This is a genomic window from Clostridium saccharoperbutylacetonicum N1-4(HMT), from assembly GCF_000340885.1.
Classification (GTDB): domain Bacteria; phylum Bacillota; class Clostridia; order Clostridiales; family Clostridiaceae; genus Clostridium; species Clostridium saccharoperbutylacetonicum.
Window position 1 is genome coordinate 2,102,265 of the sequence record NC_020291.1, and the last position, 12,251, is coordinate 2,114,515.

10 protein-coding genes are annotated in these 12,251 nt (G+C 29.6%); all 10 read left to right on the forward strand.

What is annotated here, in order from left to right; all coding sequences use genetic code 11:
- Positions 1-44 precede the first annotated feature (44 nt).
- The 10 genes from CSPA_RS09295 (at position 45) to CSPA_RS09340 (ending at position 12,236) form a co-directional block, all read left to right on the forward strand.
- Positions 45-1,760 (forward strand): methyl-accepting chemotaxis protein, encoded by a 1,716-nt coding sequence (locus CSPA_RS09295; protein ID WP_015391994.1) that lies wholly within the window; start codon positions 45-47, stop codon positions 1,758-1,760.
- 481 nt (positions 1,761-2,241) lie between these two features.
- Positions 2,242-2,448, forward strand: coding sequence for a hypothetical protein (locus CSPA_RS09300; RefSeq protein WP_015391995.1), 207 nt, complete (start codon positions 2,242-2,244; stop codon positions 2,446-2,448).
- A 129-nt stretch (positions 2,449-2,577) separates the two neighbouring features.
- Entirely contained in the window at positions 2,578-2,991 is a 414-nt protein-coding gene (locus CSPA_RS09305; RefSeq protein ID WP_026106419.1) for an EamA family transporter, read from the forward strand.
- Positions 2,992-3,354: 363 nt separating this feature from the next.
- The gene (locus CSPA_RS09310; protein WP_015391997.1) at positions 3,355-3,957 is read left to right on the forward strand and encodes a phosphatase PAP2 family protein; all 603 of its coding nucleotides are present in this window, start codon (positions 3,355-3,357) and stop codon (positions 3,955-3,957) included.
- Between the two features lie 110 nt (positions 3,958-4,067).
- A complete protein-coding gene (locus CSPA_RS09315) occupies positions 4,068-4,739 on the forward strand; it encodes a response regulator transcription factor (RefSeq protein WP_015391998.1) in 672 nt (223 codons plus the stop codon).
- On the forward strand, positions 4,732-6,066 hold the full coding sequence (locus CSPA_RS09320; protein ID WP_015391999.1) for an ATP-binding protein: 1,335 nt from the start codon (positions 4,732-4,734) through the stop codon (positions 6,064-6,066). The genes CSPA_RS09315 and CSPA_RS09320 overlap by 8 nt, the downstream gene beginning before the upstream one ends.
- A 165-nt stretch (positions 6,067-6,231) precedes the next feature.
- The gene (locus tag CSPA_RS09325; protein WP_015392000.1) at positions 6,232-7,866 is read left to right on the forward strand and encodes a COG4705 family protein; all 1,635 of its coding nucleotides are present in this window, start codon (positions 6,232-6,234) and stop codon (positions 7,864-7,866) included.
- Positions 7,867-8,631: 765 nt separating this feature from the next.
- Entirely contained in the window at positions 8,632-9,594 is a 963-nt protein-coding gene (locus CSPA_RS09330; protein WP_015392001.1) for a phosphatase domain-containing putative toxin, read from the forward strand.
- Positions 9,595-10,361: 767 nt separating this feature from the next.
- Complete coding sequence (locus CSPA_RS09335) at positions 10,362-11,546, forward strand: glycosyltransferase family 4 protein (RefSeq protein ID WP_015392002.1); 1,185 nt, start codon at positions 10,362-10,364, stop codon at positions 11,544-11,546.
- A 93-nt stretch (positions 11,547-11,639) separates the two neighbouring features.
- Positions 11,640-12,236 (forward strand): zinc dependent phospholipase C family protein, encoded by a 597-nt coding sequence (locus tag CSPA_RS09340; RefSeq protein WP_015392003.1) that lies wholly within the window; start codon positions 11,640-11,642, stop codon positions 12,234-12,236.
- Positions 12,237-12,251: the final 15 nt, after the last annotated feature.

The following is a 12,251-nucleotide window of genomic DNA, read 5'->3' on the forward strand; positions in this document are numbered from 1 at the left end:
ATATCTTTAAATGTTACGGAGAGGAATCTAGGGAGGAATAAATTATGAAATGGTTTGAAAATTTAAAAATTAAGCAAAAGTTGATATCCGCATTTATAGTAGTAGTGCTATTTATAGTGATTGTTGGGGTTATTGGTATTGCAAATATGAGAGCAATAAATTTAAATGCAATTTCTATGCATGATTACAATCTAGAATCTATAAAGCAACTAACTACTATAAGGCAAAATGTAAGTGACATAAGATTTGATGTATTAAAGATTGATGCTCAAAGAAATATGAACAATCAAAATGATGCACTTGAAAAAGAAATTAATAAATTAGAAGATGAAAATAATAGTATTATAACAAATTATGAAAAATCAATATTATCTGATGAAGAAAAACCAACATTCTCACAACTTAAAGATAATTTAAAAACATACAAAAGTACATATGAATTAGTTGTGAAACTTGCAAATGAGAACAATTATACAGAGGCTGATATAAAATATTCACAATTATCATCGATAAGGACAGAAATATATACTAATCTGAGTGATTTAATAAAAATAAATACAAATCAGGCAGATAACTCATATAGTGAAAACAACTTAATGTATAAAAATTCTTTATACAAAATAATTACAATAGCATCTTTAAGTTTGCTAACTGCCATTATATTGGGTATTTTGATATCAGTTTGGATTTCAAAGCAGATAAATAAAGTTTTAAAATTTGCTGAAGCAATTGGAAGAGGGGATTTAACTCAATCAATAAAAATTGATACAAAAGATGAAATTGGAAATCTATCTAAAGCACTGAATAAAGCTAGTAAGAACATAAAAGATTTAGTAAACGAGATAATTAATAGCGCTGGCGATATGAGTGCAACAAGTGAAGAACTGTCAGCAACTGTTGAAGAGGTTTCTTCTAAAATGGAAGTAGTAAATGAATCGGTAGAACAAATATCAAAGGGAGTTCAAGATTTAAGTGCTACTACTGAAGAAGTAAGTGCGTCAACAGAGGAAATAAGTGCCAATACAAATGGGCTTGCAAACAGAGCAGGTGAAGCTGATACAGCTGTAAATGAGATAAAAAAACGAGCAGTTGAAATTAAGGCTAAAGCAACAAAGGATATAGAAGAGAGTAATTTAATTTATATGAAAAATCGCTCTGATATCTTAAAGGCTATTGAGGAAGCAAAAGTAGTTGAAGAAGTTAAAATGATGGCTGATTCTATTGGAGGTATAGCTGAACAAACAAATTTATTAGCTTTAAATGCAGCAATCGAAGCGGCAAGAGCTGGAGAGCAGGGAAGAGGCTTTGCTGTAGTTGCAGATGAAGTAAGAAAGCTTGCAGAGCAATCTTCACAGGCAGTTGTAAATATTCAAAATATGGTTATGCAAGTACAAACAGCAGTAAATAAATTATCACAAAGTGGAGAAAATGTACTTGATTTCATTGATAATAATGTAAAACCTAATTATGAATTTCTTAATAAAACAGGTATGCAATATGGGAAGGATGCTGAATTTGTAGATAACATTATAGGCGAAATTTCAGAAGCATCAGCTAACATGAATGATGTGATTGAACAAATAGCATCTGCGATACAAAATGTATCTGCAACTGCACAAGAATCAGCTGCAAGTTCTGAGGAAATATCAAATAGTGTTAATGAAGTAACTTTTGCTATCAGTGATGTGGCAAAATCTGCGCAAAGCCAGGCAGAACTGGCACAAAAGTTAACGGAGATGGTACAAAAATTTAAAGTATAAAGACTAAATATAACAATGTAATATATAATAGTAAGCAGTAGCAGTTCACAATCCACTTCCTAAAACAAAAGCTTATATCTGCACAGTTGATAAAGATCTTAAAATGACTTTGAAAGAAAAATAAAATTAATTAAAAGATATAGTTCCAGAATTATATTTCTGATATTGATATGACTATAAAGTATCAGATTTTATTAAATTTAAACTATGCCAAAATTTAATAAAAAACTATTAAGCAACGGGGAAATTAACCACAAAATGGCTAGAGTTATCATTAGAGAAATAGTGACGCTCTAGCTATTTTTTATTAATTTTTTAAATTGCTCACTTTTTCTAGGTTACTCAAATACAAGAAGAAAGGAGCAAAAAATATAGAATTAAAACAGGTGAGCTAATATATTCTGCAGATAATAATAATCTTTATTCTATTGATCTAAAAGACATATCAACAAAAAGATTGGGAATAATGAATGGAGAAGACATGAAGATTTTTAATGGAACAATATATTTTATAAATGTAAGTAATAATAGACATCTTTCAAAAATGACGGTAGATCTAACAACTCCAAAGGTAAGTTTCGCTGATTTTTCTGATTATGAAATAAATGAATATTATCCAACTAGCAAAGGGATATTTGCACGAAAGGGTGTTAATGTTGATAATAGTTATATATACTTACCTATATAAGGTATAGTTTATTTTTTACGTATAAGCATATAAAAATCGGCTTTTTATAGCAATGAGTAAGATTAATATGAAATAATTTTAAATATTGGAGGTGGTTTCATGTTTACAAAATTAAAAGGAGGTAATCATATGTGGTTTGCATTTGCAATATTGTCTGCAGTATTTGCAGCGCTTACATCTATATTGGCAAAAATAGGTATTGGTAGTATAAACTCGAATTTAGCAACAGCTATACGGACTGCCGTAGTTTTAGTAATGGCTTGGGGGATAGTTTTTATCACAGGTGTACAAAATCAAGTTTCGAATATAAATCAGAAGAGCTGGATTTTCTTAATTCTATCTGGTATTGCTACAGGATTGTCATGGCTTTGCTACTATAAGGCATTGCAGATTGGAGAGGTTTCAAAGGTTGTTCCTGTGGACAAGTTTAGTATTGTTATTACAATGATACTTGCTTTTGTAGTTTTAAAGGAAACATTAACTGTAAAAACAATTATTGGAGGTATATTCATTACTATCGGAACATTTGTTATGATTTTATAGCAATTGACTTGTTATTTATTTTATTGTGCTTTATGATAGCCTGTGTAATCAAATTAAACTAAAGGACTTAAATAAGACTATGAATTGCAAATCTTATTTAAGTCCTTTTTTATTGTGAAAATAAAATTCAAAATTAGTTTATAAACAGTTTAACTTTGATTTATTTCTATTTAACCTTTCAAATATATACTGTTGAATGTAAGAGAGGAAAAGGGTGTTGGAAAAAATGAAGATAGGACTTTTTACTGAGAGTTACATGAAATTTGATACAGTTAGTGTTAGTAAGTAAAATTTGCAAAATAATATTTAGCTGGAAAAGTTAGATGCTTTTTATAAAAATATATTATAGAGGAGATAGTTAAAATGAATATGGAGATTTTTAAAATAATAAACAATTTAGCAAATAAAAATATAATTTTAGATAAAATAATGATTTTCTTTTCGGAATATGGTCCTTATATATTTATGGCGGCCATTGTAATAGTATTTATTTCAGGACTTAAACAAAAGAATTGTGAAAATAGAAAAATTGCTGTAAGTACGGTTGTTGTAACAGTAATTAATTTAATTATAAACATAATCGTTAGAAGTATATTTCATGTGGATAGACCTTTTGTTCACAATAAGGTGAATTTATTATTGCCTCATGATTCAGCTTCATCCTTCCCAAGTAATCATGCAACAGGAACAATGAGTATAGCATTGGGACTTGAAAAATACAATAAATTACTTAGTAGAATATTAACTATATTATCAATAATTATTGGTTTTTCAAGGGTTTATGTTGGACATCACTATCCTATGGATGTAATAGGTGGATATATAATTGTTTTTGCAGTAAATTATATTTACAATTTGAAATTAAGAAGTAAAGTTGACAATTTATATGAACTAGTCGAGAAAAAAATAGCAGAAAGATTAGGAAAGTTACACAGTAAATTATTTCAACCAAAAAGTTCAAATTAAATTCTAATGTTAATCGAGAAAAGTATAATTTACATAAATTTCATGCAATTTTCATTTTCTTTGAATAGAATAAAAAATGAAAATGAGATGATAGAATAAGGGGCATGAGAATGAAGATATTATTTGCTGAAGACGATATTAGATTAGGTAAACTAATTACTCATATGCTAAAAAAAGAAAGTAAATATCACGCAGAATGGGTCAACAATGGAAATGAAGCCTTGTTCTTGGCTTCTAATTTTCACTATGATTTGATAATATTGGATTGGATGATGCCAGAGATGGATGGAATAACCGTTTGTAGAAAATTACGTGAAAAGGAATATAATGGAGCAATACTAATTTTGACTGCGAAAGATTTTGTATCAGACAAAGTAGAGGGATTGGATGCAGGTGCTGACGATTTTCTTGTGAAGCCTTTTGAATTTGAAGAGTTGTTTGCGCGTATTCGAGCATTGTCAAGAAGAGGCACTCAGCAAATTAAAGCTGATATTATACAATACAAAGATATTTTATTAAATAGAACTACTTTCATATTACAAATAAGGGGAAAAGAAATTCAACTTACACCAACGGAATTTCAACTGTTAGACTTATTAATTATAAATCAAGGCTGCGCATTAACCAGAGAAGTAATCCATGATAGGGTATGGGGATATGAATCTGATGTGAATTATAATACAATAGATGCATTTATACGTATCCTGAGGAAAAAGATTGATGATGCAGGTTATCCGTCTTTGATAAAGAGTATTCGAGGGGTAGGTTATAGGATTGAATAATAAAAAAGACTTATTTTCTAAAACCAGAGGGTATTTAAGAGCATTTAACAGTAGAATAATTATTACAGTTCTATTTTTATTCATAGTTCTTACGAGCATGGTGATGGCTGTTAGTATTTACAATGAACAGAAGACAGAACTAAAAGATATAATAGAGTCTGAAGTGGCAGAACTACAACAAATACAAGTTGATGAAATGGATGGGATAGATAGTGCCTCCCAATCTACGACTCAAGATGATAGCTCTTATGAAATGTTTTTCAATTATTTTATAAAACCTAATGGTGAAGTAATTGTAAGGGATGAAATTTCTACCACTATACGATCTCAGATATTAAATTATATAAGTGGATGGAAACCAAGTGAGCCTCAGATAAAATATAATACAATAAAATCAACGGACGGTAAAATAAGAAATATATTAATTGTGGCACAAAATGTACAGCTAAAGGAAGGGCAATGGGGAACGGTATATGTAGGTAAAGATGTTACATATATTTGGAGTATTTTTCAAAGGGCCTTTTGGATTCTTTTGGGATTTTCGTTATTATTTTTTTTGATTTCAATTTTGTGCAGTAGATTTATGACCAATAAAGCTATGAAACCAATTATTGAAGCTTACGATTTTCAACGACAGTTTGTTGCTAATGTGTCACATGAACTTAGAACGCCATTAACAGTTATAAGTGCAGGATTAGAGGTTATAAAATTAGAAGAAAAGGATAAATTGTCGTCTTTTTCTTGTGAGGTACTCGAAGATTTACAAAAGGAAGTAAGAGATTCAACAAAGCTCATCAATGATTTACTATTCTTGGCTAAAACAGATAGTAGAGAATTGGAATTAATTATTGAATCAATAAATGTAGTTAACTTAATTAAGCAAGTGGCAAGAAAATTTCAATCATATGCGGAAAAACAAAATATAAAAATATCAGTAAAGGAATCAAAAGAGTTTAATATATATTCAGATGCAGATAGATTAAAACAAATTTTAAATATATTGGTGGATAATTCTATAAAATACTCACCGAATGGTGGAAGTATATATCTATCAGTAGGACGAGAATTGTTTATGGGAGAAGATAGTGTTTGTATCAAGATAACTGACCAAGGGATTGGTATTAGTAATGAGGAGCAAAAAAATGTATTTAAACGATTTTATCGTGTAGATAAACAAAGACAATACGGCATAGGTGGCGCAGGATTAGGTTTATCTATTGCCAGTGAAATTATATCTGCTCTTAGTGGTACCATTGAGGTAGTAAGTGAAATAGGGAAAGGAAGTACATTTATCGTATGGTTGCCAGTTGAGATTAAAAAAATTTAATAATTTAATTTTCATTTAAATTTCATTTTTATATGCAAGAATAGTAACATGAAAAAACAATAATAAGTTTTATGTAGTTTTTAATTACAACTTATAAGGCGCATTTAAAAAATAAATACGCTCTTTTCTTTCATGTGCCTAAATTCAAAACCTAAGGAGGTAAAAATGGAAAATTATAATACAAAAGAAAGTAAAAATTTATTAAGTAAAGTTCCAGAGGTAACTATTTTCTTCTGGATAATCAAGATTTTATGTACGACTGTCGGTGAAACATTTTCAGATTATTTAAGTGTCAACCTTGGATTAGGCTTAACTCTTACCACAATTATAATGGGAATAGTATTTATGGGTATATTATATCTTCAATTCAGAGCAAATAAATATGTGCCAGGTATTTATTGGTTAACAGTTGTACTTATAAGTGTATTTGGAACCTTAGTAACCGATAATCTAACAGATGCAATGGGAGTACCACTTGAAGTCAGTACAGTAGTTTTTAGTATACTATTAGGATTAACTTTTCTTTTTTGGTATCTTAGTGAAAAAACACTGTCTATACACTCGATTTACACAAAGAAAAGAGAAATTTTTTATTGGTTCACTATTCTTTTCACATTTGCACTTGGAACAGCAGTAGGAGACTTATATTCTGAACTGCTTGGTCTTGGCTACCTTCGTACAGGAATAGTAGTTGCTATTGTAATAGCTTGTTCATTTTTAGCATGGAAATTTATGAAACTTGATGCAGTATTAGCGTTTTGGGTTGCGTATATTTTTACTCGCCCACTAGGAGCATCACTTGGGGATTATTTATCTCAACCTAAAGAATATGGGGGATTAGGTTTTGGTACAACAGTTACTAGCGTAATTTTTATTATACCTATTTTAGCTATAATAATATTCCTTGCTGTTACAAAATGTGATATAAATCCCAAAAACAAAATAGTAGTAGAAAATCAAACAAATGGAAGTAAGAAAAATGCTTTGGCACAAACTATTGCGGTATTGTGTATTTTCTTAGTTGTTGGTGTAGGTGGTTATGTTTGGTTAAGTAGGAATATAGCACCTGAATCTAATTCTTCGCAAACTACATTAAACGGACAATTAACAAATTTCATTACAATTGAAAATGACATACTAAAATCTGTGAATTCAAATGACTTTGCTTCAGCCAAAAAAAGAGCTGATGATTTAGAGCATGATTGGGATACATCAGAACCGCAGTTAAAGAAAATAGATAGTACAACATGGACGCAAATTGATGGAACCATTGATAGTGTATTAGCGGGAGTACGTTCAAAAAATCCTGATGCCAGCAAGTGCAAATCAGTCCTTGAAAATTCACTTAGTGTATTAAATGGAGCAAATAATACAGAGAATAATATGGAGGGAAATACAGATTCTACTGCTGAGAATAATACAAATACTAATACTAATGTAGAGAAAAATACGAATAATAATACAGATACTAGTGAAACACCAAAATCTGAATCTCCGCAAACTGTATCGCAAAATGCATTAAAAGGACAATTAACAAATTTCATTACAATTGAAAATGATATGCTAAACTTCGTAAATTCAAAGGACTTTGCTTCAGCGAAAACAAAGGCTGACGCATTGGAGCATAATTGGGATACATCAGAGCCTCAGTTAAGGAAAACTGATAACAAAACATGGACTCAAATTGACGGAACTATTGACAGTGTATTGTCAGCAGTACGTTCAAAAAATCCTGATGCTAGCAAGTGTAAATCAGCAATTGAAAATTCAATCAGTATCTTAAATGGAGCAAACAAATAAAAATGAAAAACGGTCATCAACAGGTGATCGTTTTTTATGGTGCGCCCAGCATGGGCATGGACTAATAGGTGAGAGTGCGTGTTCTTAACTTGGGAGGTCTGATAGATAAGTATCAAACGAATTAAATTTCTAGGATACAACCTATATAGTGATATATGGATGAACTATCATAAGTCAGGCAGAACTGGCACAAAAGTTAACGGAGAGGGTACAAAAATTTAAAGTATAAATACTGAATATAACAATGTACTATATAATGGTAAGCAGTAGCAGTTCACAATCCACTACTGCTTATTTTGTGCTTAAATTCCATTTCTAAAACAACATAAAAAGTATGCTTGCCAAAAAGCGTAGTATAAGATATATTATTGTAAATAAGATCTAATAGAACATTAAAGGCTTAAATAAAAAGTCTTTTTTTATAATCACTAATTGATTCCACGATAAAATAAATTATATGGGAGATTGAAATTTTGGAATGGGACTTTCTATTTGCAAAAAAAATTATAGATTTTCATAATGGAGAAATAGTGGCTATTAATAACAATATTGGAGTAAGTTTTATAATCAAATTACCTTGTACTAATATTAAGAACAATCAGTGAGAAATAACTGATTGTTTTTAATTTTCATAAAATCACATAAAGTTCACACAATTATTAGATATCAATAAGATATTCTCTTATTATAATTTTAAATATATGAAATAAAAAGCTTTAAGAAGTTGTAGTAGTTTATATAAACAGAAAAGGATTGGTGAAGTTAATGAAAAAGAAAAAAATTATATATATTATAGGAATATTGATAATTACAGGTACATTAAGTGCTGCATTCTATGTGGAACATATGTATAAAGCAAACAAAAGCATAGATACAAAAGCAGAAAGCATACAAAATGGGAAGGTGAATCTTGTAATAGACACTGAAAATAAAGCTGTGCTTCCTAAAAACTTTAGAACTACAAAAGATAAGATTAACAGTGAAAAAGCAGGTGATGTTAATCTGGCAGGAATGTCTGATCTAAATATTTCCGGTAGTGGTGCTCTTTCAGAAAAAGGTTTAGCTATGATAAAAGAAAAAATAGGTAGTAAGTCCATCATAGATGTTGACCTACGTCAAGAAGATCATGGATTTGTTAATGGTATGGGAATAAGTTGGTTTGGAGATAATGATCAAGCTAATAAAGGAATTTCCAGAGATCAAATTATAGCTGATGAGAAAAATAAATTAAATGGAATATCTAAAGATAAACACGTTGCTTTTGATAAGCTGCCTAAAGGTAAATCTATAAATACAATTAGTGAAATTAACAATCCAGAAAGTGTACAAACCGAAGAAGAACTAGCTAAAAGTCTAGGTATGAGTTATCTGAGAATCACTGTAACTGACCATGAAAAACCATTAGATGATCAAGTAGATTTATTTGTTGGATCAGTGAAAAATCTTCAACAGGATACTTGGTTGCATTTTCACTGTAGAGGAGGAGCTGGGAGAACTACTACTTTTATGGCAATGTATGATATGATGCATAATGCAAAAAATGTCAGCTTTGAAGATATAATGAAACGCCAAACTTTAATAGGTGGATCAGATTTATTAAAAGGCGAAGATCAAGATGAAAGTCAAGATAGGTCGAATTTCATGGAAGAATTTTATAATTACTGTAAAGATGATAAAGATGAATTTCAAACATCATGGTCTGAATGGATTAAAAGTAATAAAAAATAGCACTATTCAAACTTGATTTAATAGTAAATTTATCAACTGCTTCAAAGTATAGATATCCAAAGCGAGAATTAAATTTATGCAACAATTACCGAAATATGATACATTTATCTTCCGCAGGACTAGTGAAATTTTCGCTGGAAGGTTCTAAATGTGGGCTTGTCGTCATTTCAGCGTGTTCCAGATGTAAAAGCTCCAAGGAGAAAGTTCATGTTTCCAAATATAAAAGCTCCAGGGAGAAAGTTCGTGTTTCCAAATATAAAATTTGGACACTTACTTTTTGGACATTCACTTTTGGACAAGCTGAAAATGAAACAAGCCGTAGGGGAAACTCGACTCACGTTCGTTCGCTGAGTAAGCGATTCACACCAAATCAGTTTTTTAAAGGAGGTTAACTCATTCATGAGTTAACTAAGTTCAAGAAACCAAATCATAGATTTGGACTTTCACTTATCTGCTTAATACCCTTCAACAGCTCAATTTCACATGCCTGCTCCAGAAAAAAATGTACCATATTCCTAGTGTAATTTAGTAATTTTAATTTCTCAAGAGAGTATATATATTCCATTTATAAGTTAAACTCTTAAATTGGATATCTATAGCCTAGAAAAAGTATTATATTAAAGTAGCTGTTGCAAATATGTAACAGCTACTTTTTGTTCAGATAATAAAAATTTAACATCAGTTTATAAATAGTTTAACTTTGATTTGATTTTAATTAACTTTTCAAATTTATACTATTTTATATAAGAGAAAGGGAGTTGAAAAAGATGAAGATAGGACTTTTTACTGACACATATTATCCACAAATCAATGGAGTAGCAACTTCTGTTCTGATGCTTAAAAAATATCTTGAGAGGCGTGGACATCAAGTATACGTATTTACAACAACAGATCCAAATGCTGATAGTGAAGAAATAAATGTATATAGAGTACCAAGTATACCTTTTATAAGTGCAAGGCGTGTTGGAATGTTCTATAATCCACGTCTATCAAAAATTATAAAAAGAATAGGACTTGACGTGATTCATACACATACAGAATTTTCTCTTGGTATTTTTGGGAGAGCTATGGCTAGAGAATTAAGTATTCCTCTTTTACATACATATCACACTATATACGAAGATTATACACATTATTTAGGAAAACTTGGAGTATTTGATCCTATTGCTAAAATGGCAGTAAGGAAAATAAGCATAAATTTTTGTGACTCAGTAGATAAAGTAATTGTTCCTACAGATAAAGTAAAACAATTACTTTTATCCTACAATGTAAAACAAGATATTTCTGTTATACCTACAGGAATAGAACTTACAAAATTCTCTAAACTTAATTTAAATTCTTATAAAATACAAAAGATAAGAAAGAGTCTTGGAATTGAAGAAAAGGATAAAATTTTACTTTATATTGGTAGATTAGCAAAAGAAAAAAATATTGAAGAAATTTTAATTAACTTGAAGTTTTATTTAAAAGATAAAGAAAATATTAAATTTCTATTAATTGGTGATGGACCAGAAAAAGCTATTTTAGAAGAAAAGGCAAAAGAACTTGGAATCGATAAAGAAACAATATTTGCAGGGGAAAGGCCATGGAGTGATATTGGAATATATTATCATTTAGGAGATGTTTTTATAAGTGCATCACAAAGTGAAACTCAAGGACTTACTTATATTGAAGCCTTAGCTTCAGGAGTACCTGTTGTAGCAAAAGCTGATAAATGTTTAGATGGTGTAATAGAAAATAATGTTAATGGATATACATTCTTTACGCAAGACGATTTTGGAAATGCTTTAGATTCGATTCTCAATAATAATTTAAAGAAGGAGACCTTGTCTATTGGAGCATTAAAATCCTCAAAAGAATTTTCTGCTGAACATTTTGCAAATAGAATGGAAGAATTGTATATAAAAATGCTTTCAGTAGATTTTTATAGATATTATATAATCAATAGTTAACATAGGATAGCGTAAAGTGAGTTATGAAAAATAGAAATAAAATCTATATGACAATATTAGGAAAGCTATATAGCATAGAAAGGAGAGTCAAGTATGAAAATTAGGACTCATGTAAAACTTGCAGAATTAGCATTTCGGAACATAAAAGTAGTTCCGAAAGGATTCTCTAAAGTTATGTTCAATTTTGGACTTGTCATGGTTGATCAAAGCTGGCTTGTAAAAACACATCCACATTATATGCAAAAATCTTTTAAATATGTTATTGAAAAATTAGAAGAACTTTTATCAATAAAAAGGTTCAACGGTTATTATTCAATGCAGCTTGGTGTAGTTATTCATTATTTATGTGATTTTTGTTGTAATGCACATATATCTGGATCTGTAGGTAATATAATATCCCATGTAAAGTATGAGCGGGAATTACAAATGTATTTATTAGATAATTTTGAGGAACTAGGAAACCATTTTAATAAGAAAGCAAATAATAGGATAAAGAGATTAAATAATATTACTAAAATAAAGGAAGCAATTGAAAATATTTTAGATAATTATATGAAAAATCAAGCATCTTATTTTTGGGATATTAAGCAATGTGTTAAGATAACATCGGTAGTATGCTCGAATGTATTTGCCTATAATGAGAATTTATCAAGAAAAATTGTATTAACTGAAGGAATTGGCTACTCATGATATAATGAATTAAGG